Below are 15,382 nucleotides of genomic sequence, written 5' to 3'. Positions count from 1 at the left end.
GCGCCGGCGTTCTTACAACAGCCGGCTTACTGGCCAGCCAGCGCCACGACCGGATCGAGTCCCGACGCCTTGCGCGCCGGCATGAAGCCAAACACCAGCCCCGTCACCACGGCGCAGGCAAACGCACCGGCGATGGCGCTGAGCGAAAAGATCACCGGCACGTCCCAGACCAGCAGCAGGCCGGCCACCGTCACGCCGACCACGATGCCGGCCACGCCGCCCACCACCGACACCAGCACGGCTTCGGTGAGGAACTGGCGCAGGATGTCGCGCCGGCGCGCGCCCGTCGCCATGCGGATGCCGATTTCGCGCGTGCGCTCGCGCACCGTCATCAGCATCACGTTCATGACGCCGATGCCGCCCACCACCAGCGAGACGGCCGCGATCAGGCTGAGCATCATGGTCATGTTGTCCTGCGTCTTCGCTTCGGCGGCGATCGACGCGGCCGCGTTGCTGATGCCGTAGTCGCGGATGCGGTGGCGCTCGAACATGGTGGCGTCGACTGCCGCCTCCACCTCCGTCACGCGCTTGACGTCGTCCACCGCCATGACGGTGTACGTGGGCTCGCGCTGGCCGAAGACGCGGATGCCGGCCGTGGAAAACGGCAGCAGCAGCACGTCGTCTTCATCCTTCTCGCCCGTCAGCGCGCCCTTCGCGCTCATCACGCCGATCACCTGGAACGGCACGTTGCCGATCAGGATGCTTTGCCCCACGGGGTTGGGCACGTCGGGCATCAGCTTTTCCGCCAGGTGCGCGCCCAGCACGGCCACGGTGGCCATCTCGCGCTCGTCTTCCTCCGTAAAGAAGCCGCCCTTGGCCACGGGCCAGGTCTGGATCTGCGGCAGGGCCGGCCCCGTGCCGCGCACATAGGTCTGCACGTCGAGGTTGCCGTGGCGTATTACCTTGTTGCCCGTGACGTTCGGCAACACGTGGGAAATGCCCGGCACATCCTTGAGCGCATCGAGGTCGGCCAGGGTGATGCTGCGCCCGGGAATGCGCGAGCTTTCGCCGCGCGACGCCATGTACAGCAGGTTCGAGCCGAACGCCCCCAGCTGCGCCATCACCTGCTGGCGCGTGCCCAGGCCGATGGCCAGCATGACGATCACGGAAGCGACGCCGATGACGATGCCGAGCAGGGTCAAGCCCGTGCGGAAGCGGTTGATCCACAGCACGCGCCAGGCCGCGCGCGCCGCGTCGAGCAATTCCGTGCCCAGCGACGCACCGGTATCGTGGGCGGCGCGCGACATGTCCAGCGGCGGCAAGGTCGTCGACATGGCGGAAATGGCGATGGCGCCCGAGTCTTCGACGATTTCGCCATCGCTGATCTCGATCACGCGGCGCGCCTGGGCCGCCACCTTGCGGTCATGCGTAATGAGGATGATGGTGTGGCCCGCGTCGGCCAGTTCGCCCAGCAGGGCCATGACTTCGGCGCCGCTGCTGCTGTCTAACGCCCCCGTCGGTTCATCGGCGAGGATGATGCGCCCGCCATTCATCAGCGCGCGCGCGATCGACACGCGCTGCTGCTGCCCGCCCGACAACTGGTTCGGCCGGTGGTCCAGGCGTTCGCCGAGGCCCAGGCGCTTGAGCAGCGCTTCCGAGCGCGCATGGCGGGCGGCGGCGGGCATGCCCGCGTACAGGGCCGGCACTTCCACGTTTTCGCGCGCCGATTCCGTGGCGATCAGGTGATAACCCTGGAAGACGAAGCCGAACGCTTCGCGCCGCAGCCACGCCAGTTCATCGGGATTCAGGCTGGCCACGTCCTGGCCGGCGAAGCGGTACGTGCCGTCGCTGGGGCGGTCCAGGCATCCAAGAAGATGCATCAGGGTCGACTTGCCGGAACCGGAGGCGCCCACGATGGCGACGAATTCACCGGCGCCGATAGCCAAGGTCAGGCCGCGCAGCACTTCCACGGCCGGCGCGCCGTCATGGCCGCCGTAGCGCTTGCGGATGCCGGCAAGTTCAATCAATGGCGCCGCCCGGCCAGGCTCTCCTGCTTGTCCCAGCGACCTGGCCTCGCTCATCGCGCTCACAGCTGGAACCTGCTGCTGCCGCTGCCGGCCGGCTGCTCGCCCGTGACCAGCAACTCACCTTCGCGCAAGCCTTGCAGCACTTCCGCGCTGAGGCGGTTGCGCACGCCGACGGTGACGGCGCGCGTATCGACCTTGCCATCCGCATCCATCACGCGGGCCGTGAACTGCCCCGGCTTGGCGCCTTCTTCCGTCGACGGTTTCAGGGCCGGCAAGGGCACGGCCAGCACATTGTTCGCCGCCGCCGTGACAAACACCACCTGCGCCGTCATCTGCGGCATCAGTTCGCCATCGGCGTTATCCACGTCGAACAGCACTGTATACAGGATCACCTTGCTGGTCGACGGCGCCAGGGCCGTGCCGGCGGCGGAACCGCCGGGCACTGGCGGCGCCGGCAGCACTTGCCGCACCTTGCCGCTCCAGCGCCGCTGGTCGCCGCCCAGGGTGGTGAAGTACACGGGCATGTCAGGGCGCACGCGGCGCACGTCCGCTTCCGACACTTCCGTCCACACGGTCATGGCCGACAGGTCGGCGATGCGCAGGATGTTCGGCGTCTGGTACGTGGCGTTCAGGGTTTGCCCTTCTTTCGCGTCCAGTCCCACCACCTTGCCGGCCATCGGCGCGTAGATGCGCGTGTAACCAAGACGCGCCTCGTCCGCCTTCAGGCTGGCCTGGGTCTGGTCGATCTGCGCCTTCAGGTGGTCGATCTTGGCGCCGGCCGAGGCCAGGGTGGCTTCGGCCGTTTCCAGGTCGGCCAAGGGGGTCGAATCGAACTTGGCCATCTGCTTCTGGCGCACATGCTGCTGGCCCGCCAGGCGGTGCTGCGCCTGCTGGTCGGCCAGCTGCGCGCGCAAGCCCGCCAGCGCGGCACGGCCCGCATCGACCGTGGCTTGCTGCACGCTGGGGTCGATCTCGGCCAGCAACTGGCCTTTATCGACGTCGCTGCCCGGCTGCACGTGCAAACGCGTGATCTGGCCCGACACCTGCGCGCCCACATCGACATAGGTTTGCGACTGCAGGGTGCCGATGGCCGTGACGCTGGCCTCGATATTGCCGCGCTTGACGGGCGCCGTGTCGAACACGGTTTTCGGGCCGCGCGTGGCCCACAATGCGCCGGCGCCGAACAGCGCCAGCAAGACCACGCCGCCCAGGATGCGGGCGCGGCGGGTAGGCAGGCGGGCCGCCATCAGGCAGCCGCTTTCAATACATTCAAAACATCAATCGGTGTCGCCAGGCGTGAAAAGTGCATCGGTCTATCCTTGAAAATGGCAGTCAACATCACTGCAGGAACGTCACAAGACCTGCCAGCGCGGCGACGGCTGCCAGCAGGGAACTACGAAACAGCAAGCGGGGGGCATACGGCAGCAGCAGGGCCACCAGCAGCGCACCGGCCGATATGAAACCGAGCCAGGCGACGACGCCGACGGTAGCGCTCCAGCCGGCCACGCAGGGCCAGATGGCCAGCGCCAGCAGGAAGGTGCCGGCCAGCTGCAGCGCGCGCCGCACGTTCGGCGCCGCATCCCGGCCCCAGACCTGCCCATGGTGGCGGTCCATCGCCAGCGAGAGGCTGGCCATGCCCGCATACGACAGGCCCAGCGCACAGAGGATGGTAGGGATCATGACTGTCCTTCGGTATTGATTTGCAGGCTGGCCGTGGGCGCGGCGCTTTCCCTGGCGGCGGCCTTGCTGGCCGGTTTTTCCTTGCGCTTATGGACTTTCCACGCGCCCCAGGCGGCCAGCAGGCCGAAGGCCATGCCGCCCAGTTCCACGCCGGCGCTTTCCCAGTCGCCGCGCGCGATTTGCGCCGCCAGGTTGTCGCCCGTGCTCAGTACATTCAGGACGGGAAGCAGCAGGCACAGGGCCGCCAGCAAGCCCAGTTGTTCGATCCACGCGCGCTTTTCAGCGCGCAGGCAGGCGTGCACCAGCATCACAAACCACACGCCGAAGAAGGCGCGCACTTCCCAGCCGGCGCGGTGCTCGACGCCGATGGGAATCAGGCGGTTGGCCCACAGGAAGCCCACGCAGGCGATGGACAGGCCGGCAATCGCCGCCACGTTCAGGCAGGCGACGATGCGGTACACGCGCTGCGTGTAGGCGCCGAACTCGCCGCCGGACTTCTGGCGGCGCTTGACCATGAACAGGATGGCGCCCGTGCCCATCATGGCCGTGCCGGCCAGGCCGCAGAAGAAGTACAGCCAGCGCATCGGCGTGCCGCCGAAGCCCGCCATGTGCAGGTTCGACATGACGGAGCGCGTCAGGCCCGCGCCGCCCGTATCCGACTCGCCGGGCCGGCGCAAGGCGACCTGTTCGCCCGTGGCCAGCGCATAGCAGGCCCTGCCCGTGTTGGCGCTGATGCGTTCCATCGTGTCCGTCTCTTCATTCCAGCCGTACATGCACACGCGCATGGAGGCGTCGTTCGGGTTGTCCAGCACCACGGCGCGGATTTCCTGGCCGATGGCCTGCTCGGCGCGCAGCGCGAACGATTCCAGCGCGGGAATGGCCAGCGGCTGGCCTGTCTTCGCGGGTTTACCCACATCGTTCCAGTCGGCCAGGAAGGCCTTCTTGGCATTGTCCATGCCGTATTGCGCCACCACGGGGGCCGGCACATAGTCATCGCTAAAAAATGCCAGGCCCGTGTAGGCGATCATGAACTGGAACGGCAAGGTCAGCACGGCCACCGCGTTGTGCGCGTCGAGCCACGAACGCTGGCCCTTGGCCGGGCGGAAGGTGAAGAAATCCTTGAAGATGCGCTTGTGCGTGATGACGCCGCTCACCAGCGCCACCAGCATGATCATGGTGGTGATGGCGACGATCCACACGCCGATGCGTCCCGCGTGCAGTTCGTAGTGGAAATCGACGAAATGATGGCCGCCGATGGTGTCGCGCTGCGTTGCCTCGCGCGCATGTTCGATGACGGCGCCCGTCAGCGGATCGAGGTCCGCCGAGCCGTAGCCGCCGGCGGGCTGGAACCAGTAGGCGGACAGGCCGTGGCCCGGACGCTGCACGGGCCAGATTTCCCACATGTCCGCCTTCGGATGTTCCTTGGCCATGAAGTCGAGCGCCAGTTCCAGGCGGTGTCCACGGTCCGTGACCTTCGGCAGCGGCGGATCGTTCGCATGCGCCGCCTCTTCCAGTGCATGTTCGGGCGTCATCCAGTGGGTGATCGGTTCATCGAAGACGGCCAGGGTACCGGTGAGGAAAATGGCGAACAGCAGCCACGAAATCCATAGCCCGCTCCACGTGTGCAGCCAGGCCATGGCCTGGCGCAAGCCGCCCTGCTGCGGCGTCTTGATCACTTTGTCTACCTTGACGGCGTTCATGCCGCACCCCGCGACAGCAGCAGGCCAAGGCCGCCGCAGACGATGGCCGGCAGCAGCATGCCCAACCAGGCGCGGCGCAGGTCTTGCACGGCAAAGACCCAGATCACGGCGCAGGTGTAGACGACGAAGGCGCTCAGGGTGGCCGTCAGCACGGCTTCGGCGCGCGACAGCGGCAGCACGGCCGACAGCAGCACGGCCACGCCGGACGTCAGTGCATAGCCGCCAAAGATGGCGGCGAGCACGCGCGAGAACAACATCATGTGGGCCGATTTCATCATCGCGGCGCTCCCTGTGGCATACGCTGGCTCACACCGTCGCGGGCCAGATTCAACTGCACTTCCATAAGCCATGCATCCTTCATCAAGATAGATCATTCAAAAGCGGTTATTTACAGTTTGTAGTTCAAGGTCAGCATCAGGTTGCGCGGCGCGCCCACCATGTTGCCGAAGACATCGGAATAGATGCTCTGGTAATAGTGCTTGTCGAGCGCATTGTTCACGTTCAGTCGCAGCTCGGCGCGGCTGTCGATCTGCCACGCCGCGTTCAAGCCCACGATCGCGTAACGACCCTGGCGCAGATGATAGGTGCCGTCGTTCGACTCGGTCGCGCCTTGCCCGTACACCGAGGCGCCGACGCGCCAGCCCTGCGCCGCGCCGGACAGGCGGTAGCTGGTGGCCAGCTTGAGCTGCTGGCGCGGATAGCGGCTGTTGAAATCCTTGCCGATATTGGCCGGATCGCTGTCGCGCTTGAATTGCGCCTTCACATAGGTAAAACCGGCCGACAGCTGCCAGTCCGGCGTCAGCGCGCCCGCCACGTCCAGTTCCACGCCTTCGCTGCGCACTTCGCCCGACGCGCGCTGGCAATAGCCCCACGTGCTGCCCGGGCAGGGGTTCGGGCCGGCCAGGTCGTCCACGCCACGGTTTTGCTGGCGGATCTGGAACACGGCCGCGCTGGCATTGAGGACGCCGCCAAAGTATTCACCCTTCACGCCCGCTTCATAGTTGGTGCCGCTGATCGGCTTCAATGGCTGCGCATGGGCGTCGGTGGCCGCCTGCGGCTGGAAGATTTCCGTCCAGCTGGCGTACACGGAATGCTGCTTGTCGAGGTCATACACGACACCGGCGTACGGCGTGAATTCGCGCGCCACCGAGTAGCCGGCATCGTCCTTGTACCAGCTCACTCGCCCGCCCAGCACCAGCGACAGCGGGTCGGCCAGGCGCATGCGCGTGCCCGCATACACGCCGCTTTGCTCGGTGATGCTGGCCGTGCGCCACTGCGCGTAATTGATGACGGGGCGCCCCACGCTGCCCGCATCCCAGTGGAACGGGTCGAGCACGGGCGCCGCCGCGCCCCAGCTGTACGGTGCCCAGCCGCCATAGCTGTTTTTCGACGAGCGGCGGTGGCTGGCGCCGACGGTCAGCTCGTGCTGGCGGCCGAACAGGCTGTAGCTGCCGCTCGCATACGCGTCATAGCTGGTGTTGGCCAGCTCGGCGCGGTAGCTTTGCGAATTGAAGCGCAGGGTGTCGCCGCGGCGGTTGATGCCGGAAAACGTCGTGTCGATCTCGGGCGTCTTGCGCGTGGCGGCCAGCTTGGCCTTCCAGCCATTGGCAAAGCGGTGTTCCAGTTCGGCGAAGATGGTCTTGTCCGTCTGGCGCCAGTCGTCGAAATCGCTGCCCAGATAGGTCGAGCGGGGCAAATCCAGGAAGCGGCCGTCGGCGGCCGTCACCACGCCCGTCGCGACGCCGTCGTTGTCCGTCTTGCGGTAGTGCGCGCCCACGGTCAAGGTGGTGTCGGGGCGCAGGTCCGCTTCGATGATGCCGTACAGCTGGTGATTGCGGCCATGCAGCACGTCGACAAAATCCTTCTTGTCCTGCACCGTCACGACGATGCGCCCGTGCAGGGTTTTCGCTTCGTTGAGCGCATTGGCCGCATCGGCTTCCAGGCGGTAGTTGCTCCAGCTGCCCACGCTGGCTGAAAACGTGGCTTGCGGCGTGGCCGTCGGGCGCTTGCGCACCATGTTGATGGCCGCGCTGGGCGTGCCGCTGCCCGTCATCAAGCCCGTGGCGCCGCGCACCACCTCGATGCGGTCATAGATGGCCAGGTCGTCATTGTCGCCATTGAAGGTGCCGTTCGCGCCCAGGCTGGTGGGCAAGCCATCGAACAGGATGTTGTCGATTGGAAAGCCGCGTGCGCTGAAACTGCCCGAATCGCCCGTAAAGTTACCCTTTTGCATGACCAGGCCCGTGATCGACTGCACCGCGTCGTCCAGGGTCGTGATGCCCAGGTCGTCGATCTGCTGGCGCGTCAGCACGCTGACCGACTGCGGCGTCTCGCGCAGCGACAGGTTCAGCTTGGTTGCCGTATTGCTCACGCCCGTCGTATACGAGCCGCTGCCCTCTGTTGTCGCATCGCGCCCCGCCGTCACGGACACGCTAAGCATGGTCTGTTCGGTGGCGGGAGTGGCTGGCGCCTGCTGCGCGATGGCCGGCAGGCTGGCGGCCAGGCACAGGGCCGCCGCCGCTTGCGCCAGCGGACGCAATGCGGAGTGAGGTGATAGCAAACTGACAAAATTCAAAGCGTGCGACATGCAAGTTCCTGATAGTGGCGTCATCAGACGGTGAAAAACAGGCGCCCTACTCTGTAGGTGCCGCGAAAACGAAAAACGGGCAGTCCGACTGCAAATATTTTTTGTGGAGTACTACGGGGCCGGTTCGACCGTCACCCAGTAGCGCGTGCGGCTGCGCACCTGCACCGGCAGGGAATTGGGCAGCATGTTCAAAATGCGCTGCGTGTCGGCCAGCGGGAACACGCCCGACAGGCGCAGCTGAGCCACGGCCGGTGCGCAGTCGATCACGCCGGGGCGGTAGCGGGCCAGGTCGGCCAGGAAATCGCCCAGGGTCACGTCATCGACGATCAGCTGCCCGCGCGACCAGGCGTCCGCATACGCACCGAGGGCGTGCGGCGCGTCCAGCGCATGGCGGGAAAATGCCACGCCGTGCCCGGCCTCCAGCAGCAGGGGTGCGCCGCCGCCGTCGCGGGGACGGATTTCAACGGCGCTGTCAAACACGTCCACGGTGCTGTAGTCATCTTGCTGGCGCACGGCAAAGCGCGTGCCCAGCGCGCGCACCATGCCTTCGCGCGTGGCCACCACCAAAGGCGCGCCGCTGCCGGCGCCATGGCCGCTGGTGACGAGGATTTCGCCGGCCAGCAGCTCGATCAGGCGGCGGCTGGCATCGAAACGCACGTTCACGGCCGATCCCGTATTCAGGCTGAGCACACTGCCGTCGTCCAGCGCCACCTCGCGCCGCTCGCCCGTGGCCGTGCGGTAGTCGGCGCGCAGGACGCGCACGCCATCCCAGGCATCCGTCTGCGCGGCCAGCATGCCGCCGCCGGCCGCCACGCCCAGCCACGCCAGCAACTGGCGCCGCTTGCCGTTGACGGCTTTCTGCTGCGTGCCAGCCAGCGCCTGCGCGGCCGCACCGCGGTGCAAGCCGTTGAAGCGCTGCGACACGGCTTCGATATGCCGCCAGGCCCGCTCATGTTCCGGATCCGCCTCGCGCCAGCGCTGCCAGGCGGCCTGTTGCGCCGCGTCTATCTCGCCCGACATCAGCATGGTCAGCCATTCGGCCGCCTGCTGCTGCACGTCCTCGCGGATGGCCGCCGGGGCCGCAGCATTGCCCACCTTGCTCATGCCGGCAGCGAGAAAAACACCTGGCGGTTGGCGCGCGTCAGGTATTGCTTGACCGAGCTGGCCGACACCTTCAGGCGCGCGGCGATCTCGGCATAGCTGAGTCCTTCCAGTTGCGCCATAAGGAACGCCGTGCGCACGGGCGCGGGCAAGCCAGCCAGGGCCTGGTCGATTTCCTGCAAGGCTTCCAGCGCCAGCAGCCGCTCTTCCGGCGCGGGCGCCACTTCGGGCGGCAGGCAGGCCAGCGCTTCCAGATAGGCGTCTTCCAGCACTTGCCGGCGGTGGCGATGCGCCACCAGGCGGCGCGCGATGGTGGCGAGAAAAGGCCGCGCTTCACGGATCTGCGGCGCGGTATCGGCCGTCAGCACGCTGACGAAGGTGTCTTGCGCCAGGTCCGCCGCCTCGCCCGCATTGCCCAGCTTATGCCGCAGCCAGCCCTGCAGCCAGCCGTGATGGCTGCTGTAGAGCGCGTGCAGGTCTTGTTGCTGTGCAAAATCGGCGGCCGACATGGCATCCCTTTCCGCCCGGGCGTGCGGCGCCCGAGAATGTAAATAAGAATTATTCTCATTCTAACCGCGTTACTGCCATTCATGCAATCGCGGCATTGCCAGAAATACCAACTAATTCAAACGCCGGCCAACCGCCAGGCGGTGCAGCGCGGGACCGCCAGCCACCCGCGATGGGGTAAAATGGCGGCCATCGTCCGGCTTGCGCCGCCCACTCCCAAGCTTTTCATTGCAGGTTCATCATGCTAGATAATCTCACCCAACGGCTTGCCAAAGTCGTCAAGACCATGCGCGGCGAGGCGCGCCTGACCGAAGCGAACACCGCCGACATGCTGCGCGAAGTGCGCCTGGCGCTGCTCGAAGCCGACGTCGCCCTGCCCGCCGTGCGCGAATTCATCGCCAAAGTCAAAGAAAAAGCCATGGGCGAGGATGTCATTTCCTCGCTCACGCCAGGCCAGGCCCTGGTGGGCGTGGTGCAGCGCGAGCTGGCCGCCCTGATGGGCGCCGACCTGGGACCGGAAGCGTCGCAGATCAGCTTTGCCCAGCAGCCGCCCGCCATCATCCTGATGGCCGGTTTGCAGGGTGTGGGTAAAACCACCACCGTCGGCAAGCTGGCAAAGTACCTGAAGGAAGAAAAGAAGAAGAAAGTGCTGACCGTTTCGGCCGACGTGTATCGCCCAGCCGCGATCGCCCAGCTGCAATCGGTCACCGCCCAGGTGGGCGCCGACTTCTTCCCGTCCACCAGCACGGACAAGCCGGTCGATATCGCGCTGGCCGCGCTGGACTGGGCGAAAAAGCATTACCACGACGTGCTGATCATCGATACGGCAGGCCGTCTCGGTATCGACGAAGAGATGATGCGCGAAATCGCCGCCGTCCACGGCGCCGTGAAACCGATCGAAACCCTGTTTGTCGTCGACGCCATGCTGGGCCAGGACGCCATCAACACGGCGAAAGCCTTTAACGATGCGCTGCCGCTGACCGGTATCGTGCTGACCAAGCTCGATGGCGATGCGCGCGGCGGTGCCGCCCTGTCCGTGCGCCACATCACGGGCAAACCGATCAAGTTTGCCGGTGTCTCGGAAAAACTCGACGGCCTGGAAGCGTTCGACCCGACCCGCATGGCCAACCGCATCCTGGGCATGGGCGACATCCTCGCGCTGGTGGAAGAAGCGCGCAAGGGCGTCGACAGCAAGGCGGCGGCCGACCTGGCGCAAAAGATCAAGGTCGGCGGCAAGTTCGACATGAACGACTTCAAGGCGCAACTGGGCCAGATGAAGAAAATGGGCGGCATGGCCAACCTGATGGACAAGCTGCCGGCCCAGTTCCAGCAGGCGGCAGGCGGCAAGAACATGGATCAAGCCGACAAACAGGTGCGCCGCATGTGCGGCATCATCGATTCGATGACGCCGCAGGAACGCGCCAAGCCTGAACTGATCAAGGCCACGCGCAAGCGCCGCATCGCCGCCGGCGCCGGCGTGCAGGTGCAGGAAGTAAACCGCATGCTGACGCAATTCGAGCAAATGCAGACGATGATGAAGAAATTGTCGGGCGGCGGGATGATGAAGATGATGCGCAGTATGAAAGGCATGATGCCGGGAATGAGGTAAGGCGTCAAAATCCGCTATGAGGAAAGGCTTCAAAATCCGCTGCGCGGTGGTCTTTGCGGCCGGCGATGCTCACCGTACTTTAGTACGGTTGCGCTTCTCGGCCACAAATACCATCCGCTCGCTGTGATTTTGAAGGCCTTTTTTACGCCGCGTGAGGCGTAGTTCAAGTCAAAAAACATCGTTCTAAATAATGCCGGATTGCATTTTCATGTGTCCGGCATCACTCTTCCCTCCCTCCGCAGCACCCCTCCCCGCATAGCCAGCAACCATGCCATTTAGGGGCAAAAACGCCGTTCTGCGCTCCCAAGCGGTGCGCCCGGGCGACAGCATGGCCATTTCCCTGCTTTTTCCTCGTGAAAACGTGAAAAACACTTGCATACAAGGTAAATCCACACCAATATTAGCCGTGCGATTAATTGCGCAATTTCCCATGTGTTTGTTAAGGAGGCTCGAAGATGGCAACAGCCAAAAAAACCCCAGTAGCAGCGCCAGCCAAAGCAGCAGCAGCCAAGCCTGCAGCCGCCAAGAAAGCAGCACCCGCAGCCAAGGCAGCAGCTAAACCAGCAGCGGCGAAGAAAGCGGCAGCACCGGCAACACCACGCAAGCCAAACGCAGCATTCATGAAAGCAATGACGCCATCGAAAGAGCTGGCCGCCGTTGTTGGCGCAGCACCACTGCCGCGCACGGAAGTGACCAAAAAGGTATGGGATTACATCAAAAAACTCGATCTGCAAGATCCGGCCAACCGCCGCATGATCAATGCGGACGACAAGCTGAAAGCAGTTTTCGGCGGCAAAGCCCAAGTCTCCATGTTTGAAATGACCAAACTGATCTCCGATCATTTGAAATAATCAGATACGCACAGGGCGTTTTGCGCCGTGTGAGTGCCCCGCCGCTTTACTGCGAGCGGGGCATTTTTTTTGGCTGCCATTTACCCGGGGTCAGACCCTCAACACCGTTAACACAGAGCTCTGCGCCAACGCTGCCTTGGGGTCCGACCCCAGCCTTCATTTGAATTCCCACTGCCGCCAAGCCGCCCGCACGGCATTCGGATACTCGGCACGCCCCCGGCTGCCGTTGTACCGCCCCAGCGCCAGGTATAAATCCCCTCGTTCCATATCCAGATACATGCGCAGGATGGCGCAGCCGTAGCGCAGGTTCGTCTGCATGTGGAACAGCTTGCTGCGGTCATGGTCGCCGATGACGCCCGTCCAGAACGGCATCACCTGCATGTAGCCGCGCGCGCCAGCCAGCGAGACGGCGTATTTGCGGTAGGCCGACTCGACCTGGATCAGGCCCAGCACGAGGGCCGGCTCCAGGCCCGCGCGGCGCGATTCGTACCATACGGTTTCCAGGAATTCCGTGCGCAGCTGGGCGTCCGGCAGCTTGCGCTGCAGGCGCTGCGACATCTGCGCCAGCCATTGCTGGTAGCGCTGCAAGTCGGCGGGCGTGGCAAATTTGGGTTGCGGCGGGCGTTCGTCGCGGATCGCATGCGACAGGGCCAGGCGGACGGAGTCGGCCAGCGCCTCCTCCTTCTGGTTGCCAGCCTGCGCCGGAGAGACGCAGGCCAGGCAGGCGGCCAGCGCGAGCGCGCCAGCCGTCTTGCTTACTGATAGGCGCTTCACTGCGCCATTTGGCCCTGGATGAAGGCGACGATCTCGTCCGGCGCCACACCGGTCGCTTCCGCATCGCGGCGGCCCTGGTATTCCAGCTTGCCTTCTTTCAGGCCGCGCTCGCCGATGACGATGCGGTGCGGCACGCCGATCAGTTCCCAGTCGGCGAACATGGCACCTGGACGCAAGCCGCGGTCGTCGACGATGACGTCCACGCCAGCGCCTTGCAGGGCTGCGTACAGCTTCTCCGTCTCTTCCTTGACCAGTTCGCTGCGGTCCATGCCCATCGGGCACAGCACGACCTCGAACGGCGCGATCGACGCTGGCCAGATGATGCCCTTGTCGTCGAAGTTCTGTTCGATGGCGGCGCCCAGGATGCGCGTCACGCCGATACCGTAGCAGCCCATCTGCAGCGGCGCAGGCTTGCCGTTTTCATCGAGGAAGGTAGCTTTCATGCTTTCCGAGTACGCCGTACCCAGCTGGAACACGTGGCCCACCTCGATGCCGCGTTCGATCGCCAGCGCGCCCTGGCCGTCCGGCGAAGCGTCGCCGGCGACGACGTTGCGCAAGTCGGCCACGATGGCAGGCTCGGCCACGTCACGGCCCCAGTTGGCGCCCGTGTAGTGGAAACCGGCGTCATTCGCGCCGCACACGAAGTCGCTCATGTGGGCAACCGTGCGGTCCGCCACCACGGTGACGGGGGCTTTCGTGCCGATCGGGCCCAGGTAACCGGGAATCGTGCCGTAGACTTCCAGGATTTCCGCTTCCGTCGAGAAACGGTGACCGGCCAGGCCGGCAACTTTGCCCACCTTGATCTCGTTCAATTCATGGTCGCCGCGCAGCAGCAACATGAAATGCTGTTTCGTGACTTTCTCGTCCTTGCCCGTCGTTTCCACGGTCAGGGCGATGGTTTTCACGGTGCGCGACAGCTCGATACCCAGCAGGGCAGCCACGGTTTCGCACTTGACGGTGTCCGGCGTAGCCGTTTTCGTCAGTGCCTGGACGGCAGCCGGGCGCTCGCCGGCTGGCGGCAGCGCTTCGGCCGCTTCCATGTTGGCCGCGTAGTCGGACGTCGGGCAGTACACGAGCGCGTCTTCGCCCGTGTGGGCGATGACGTGGAATTCATGCGAACCGGAACCGCCGATGGCGCCGTTGTCGGCTGCCACGGCGCGGAATTTCAGGCCGAAGCGCGTGAAGATGCGCGTGTAGGCGTCAAACATGACCTTGTACGACGCTTGCATGCCGGCCAGGTCGCGGTCGAACGAATAGGCGTCTTTCATCGTGAATTCGCGGCCGCGCATCAGGCCGAAGCGCGGGCGGCGCTCATCGCGGAACTTGGTCTGGATGTGATAAAAATTCAACGGCAGCTGGCGGTAGGACTTGATTTCCGTGCGCACGACGTCCGTGATGACTTCTTCCGACGTCGGCTGGATCGCGTATTCGCGGCCGTGGCGGTCTTTCACGCGCATCAGTTCGTCGCCCATCTTGGTCCAGCGGCCCGTCTCTTGCCACAGTTCGGCTGGCTGCACGAGCGGCATCAGCAGTTCGATACCGGCGGCTTTGTTCATCTCGTCACGGATGATGGCTTCCACCTTGCGGATCACGCGCAAGCCCATCGGCATGTAGGTATAGATGCCGGAACCGAGGCGTTTGATCATGCCTGCACGCATCATCAATTGGTGGCTGACGATTTCCGCGTCAGAAGGTGCATCTTTAAGTGTGGAAATAAAAAAACGGGAGGCGCGCATAACGGTGAATTCTTTTTAAAAAGAGAGGGTTATAATCAACCTAATTTTAAAGGATTAGCTGGCTGATGCGTCCATACTTTACACAAATGCGCTCAATTGGTGCGATTCCGGCGCTTTTCGCACCCCGAAAAGGTCACCGGCTTGCGAAGTTGTGGGTAATTATGTAAAAAAGGACGCACTGTCGCAGAAAGTTTGAGGTGCATTATGCTCGACCGTGAAGGGTTTCGGCCCAACGTCGGCATCATCCTGCTAAACGCCCAGAACGAGGTGTGGTGGGGCAAGCGGGTGCGCGAGCACTCATGGCAGTTTCCGCAAGGCGGTATCAAATATGGCGAAACACCGGAACAAGCCATGTTTCGCGAACTTGAAGAGGAAATCGGACTCAGACAGGAACACGTCAAAATTGTCGGCCGCACCCGCGACTGGCTGCGCTATGAAGTGCCAGACCACTTCATCAAGCGCGAGATTCGCGGCCATTACCGTGGCCAGAAGCAGATTTGGTTTCTGCTGAGAATGTGCGCGCGCGATAACGACGTCAATCTGCGCCTGACCGACCATCCCGAGTTCGACGCCTGGCGCTGGCATGAATACTGGGTCCCGCTCGATGTCGTCATTGAATTTAAACGCGATGTTTACCAGCGCGCCTTGCAGGAGCTGTCCCGCTTCCTGACCTGGCCCGTGCATGGCAACGCACAGCAAGCGCACCGCCACACATCGCGCTACCTGCGCCAGCCCCATGCGCCACGGGCGCAGGACGGTACGACTGTGGCCAAGCCTTGCGACGGCATTGCCGCCGAAGGGTGTACGCCGGAGCTGATTCTGCCGGGCAAGGAGTAGTCCGCCGCAATGAACGCACTCTCCCACGCAAAA

General features: G+C 64.5%; 13 protein-coding genes. 3 read left to right on the top strand and 10 right to left on the bottom strand.

Going from position 1 to position 15,382, the window contains the following annotated elements; all coding sequences use genetic code 11:
* Positions 1–26 precede the first annotated feature (26 nt).
* The 8 genes from ASN89_RS03520 to ASN89_RS03485 form a co-directional block, all read right to left on the bottom strand.
* Complete coding sequence (locus ASN89_RS03520; protein ID WP_058048293.1) at positions 27–2,021, bottom strand: MacB family efflux pump subunit; 1,995 nt, start codon at positions 2,019–2,021, stop codon at positions 27–29.
* 5 nt (positions 2,022–2,026) lie between these two features.
* Complete coding sequence (locus tag ASN89_RS03515) at positions 2,027–3,214, bottom strand: efflux RND transporter periplasmic adaptor subunit (protein ID WP_058048292.1); 1,188 nt, start codon at positions 3,212–3,214, stop codon at positions 2,027–2,029.
* A 91-nt stretch (positions 3,215–3,305) separates the two neighbouring features.
* Positions 3,306–3,647 carry a DUF3325 domain-containing protein gene (locus tag ASN89_RS03510; protein WP_058048291.1) on the bottom strand — a complete coding sequence of 114 codons (342 nt, stop codon included), beginning with the start codon at positions 3,645–3,647 and terminating at the stop codon, positions 3,306–3,308.
* Entirely contained in the window at positions 3,644–5,347 is a 1,704-nt protein-coding gene (locus ASN89_RS03505; protein ID WP_058048290.1) for a PepSY-associated TM helix domain-containing protein, read from the bottom strand. The genes ASN89_RS03510 and ASN89_RS03505 overlap by 4 nt, the downstream gene beginning before the upstream one ends.
* On the bottom strand, positions 5,344–5,625 hold the full coding sequence (locus ASN89_RS03500; RefSeq protein WP_082127733.1) for a hypothetical protein: 282 nt from the start codon (positions 5,623–5,625) through the stop codon (positions 5,344–5,346). The genes ASN89_RS03505 and ASN89_RS03500 overlap by 4 nt, the downstream gene beginning before the upstream one ends.
* Before the next feature lie 110 nt (positions 5,626–5,735).
* Positions 5,736–7,934 (bottom strand): TonB-dependent siderophore receptor, encoded by a 2,199-nt coding sequence (locus tag ASN89_RS03495; RefSeq protein ID WP_161911729.1) that lies wholly within the window; start codon positions 7,932–7,934, stop codon positions 5,736–5,738.
* Positions 7,935–8,045: 111 nt separating this feature from the next.
* The gene (locus ASN89_RS03490; RefSeq protein ID WP_058048288.1) at positions 8,046–9,038 is read right to left on the bottom strand and encodes a FecR domain-containing protein; all 993 of its coding nucleotides are present in this window, start codon (positions 9,036–9,038) and stop codon (positions 8,046–8,048) included.
* Positions 9,035–9,544: a sigma-70 family RNA polymerase sigma factor gene (locus ASN89_RS03485; protein ID WP_058048287.1), complete on the bottom strand. Its 510-nt coding sequence runs from the start codon at positions 9,542–9,544 to the stop codon at positions 9,035–9,037. Before ASN89_RS03485 ends, ASN89_RS03490 begins: the two co-directional genes overlap by 4 nt.
* A 239-nt stretch (positions 9,545–9,783) precedes the next feature.
* Between ASN89_RS03485 and ffh the strand changes: the two genes are divergently transcribed.
* Both ffh and ASN89_RS28005 read left to right on the top strand, forming a co-directional pair.
* Entirely contained in the window at positions 9,784–11,151 is a 1,368-nt protein-coding gene (ffh, locus tag ASN89_RS03480) for a signal recognition particle protein (protein ID WP_034746567.1), read from the top strand.
* Positions 11,152–11,606: 455 nt separating this feature from the next.
* Positions 11,607–12,002 carry an SWIB/MDM2 domain-containing protein gene (locus ASN89_RS28005; RefSeq protein WP_071653383.1) on the top strand — a complete coding sequence of 132 codons (396 nt, stop codon included), beginning with the start codon at positions 11,607–11,609 and terminating at the stop codon, positions 12,000–12,002.
* Between the two features lie 156 nt (positions 12,003–12,158).
* Here ASN89_RS28005 and ASN89_RS03470 read toward each other — a convergent pair whose 3' ends face one another.
* Positions 12,159–12,776 (bottom strand): lytic transglycosylase domain-containing protein, encoded by a 618-nt coding sequence (locus tag ASN89_RS03470; protein ID WP_046684247.1) that lies wholly within the window; start codon positions 12,774–12,776, stop codon positions 12,159–12,161.
* Positions 12,773–14,512 (bottom strand): proline--tRNA ligase, encoded by a 1,740-nt coding sequence (locus tag ASN89_RS03465; protein WP_058048286.1) that lies wholly within the window; start codon positions 14,510–14,512, stop codon positions 12,773–12,775. Before ASN89_RS03465 ends, ASN89_RS03470 begins: the two co-directional genes overlap by 4 nt.
* A 204-nt stretch (positions 14,513–14,716) precedes the next feature.
* Between ASN89_RS03465 and ASN89_RS03460 the strand changes: the two genes are divergently transcribed.
* Entirely contained in the window at positions 14,717–15,349 is a 633-nt protein-coding gene (locus ASN89_RS03460; protein WP_058048285.1) for an RNA pyrophosphohydrolase, read from the top strand.
* Positions 15,350–15,382 lie beyond the last annotated feature (33 nt).

This window comes from Janthinobacterium sp. Ant5-2-1, from assembly GCF_001445815.1.
In the GTDB taxonomy this organism is placed as follows: domain Bacteria; phylum Pseudomonadota; class Gammaproteobacteria; order Burkholderiales; family Burkholderiaceae_D; genus Janthinobacterium; species Janthinobacterium lividum_E.
This window is presented reverse-complemented; position numbering and strand designations above follow the sequence as displayed.

Excerpts from the sequence above, each read along its gene's own strand:
- ASN89_RS03520 (WP_058048293.1), bottom strand. The coding sequence starts at position 2,021 with ATGAGCGAGGCCAGGTCGCTGGGACAAGCAGGAGAGCCTGGCCGGGCG.
- ASN89_RS03515 (WP_058048292.1), bottom strand. The coding sequence starts at position 3,214 with ATGGCGGCCCGCCTGCCTACCCGCCGCGCCCGCATCCTGGGCGGCGTG.
- ASN89_RS03510 (WP_058048291.1), bottom strand. The coding sequence starts at position 3,647 with ATGATCCCTACCATCCTCTGTGCGCTGGGCCTGTCGTATGCGGGCATG.
- ASN89_RS03505 (WP_058048290.1), bottom strand. The coding sequence starts at position 5,347 with ATGAACGCCGTCAAGGTAGACAAAGTGATCAAGACGCCGCAGCAGGGC.
- ASN89_RS03500 (WP_082127733.1), bottom strand. The coding sequence starts at position 5,625 with ATGATGAAATCGGCCCACATGATGTTGTTCTCGCGCGTGCTCGCCGCC.
- ASN89_RS03495 (WP_161911729.1), bottom strand. The coding sequence starts at position 7,934 with ATGTCGCACGCTTTGAATTTTGTCAGTTTGCTATCACCTCACTCCGCA.
- ASN89_RS03490 (WP_058048288.1), bottom strand. The coding sequence starts at position 9,038 with ATGAGCAAGGTGGGCAATGCTGCGGCCCCGGCGGCCATCCGCGAGGAC.
- ASN89_RS03485 (WP_058048287.1), bottom strand. The coding sequence starts at position 9,544 with ATGTCGGCCGCCGATTTTGCACAGCAACAAGACCTGCACGCGCTCTAC.
- ffh (WP_034746567.1), top strand. The coding sequence starts at position 9,784 with ATGCTAGATAATCTCACCCAACGGCTTGCCAAAGTCGTCAAGACCATG.
- ASN89_RS28005 (WP_071653383.1), top strand. The coding sequence starts at position 11,607 with ATGGCAACAGCCAAAAAAACCCCAGTAGCAGCGCCAGCCAAAGCAGCA.
- ASN89_RS03465 (WP_058048286.1), bottom strand. The coding sequence starts at position 14,512 with ATGCGCGCCTCCCGTTTTTTTATTTCCACACTTAAAGATGCACCTTCT.
- ASN89_RS03460 (WP_058048285.1), top strand. The coding sequence starts at position 14,717 with ATGCTCGACCGTGAAGGGTTTCGGCCCAACGTCGGCATCATCCTGCTA.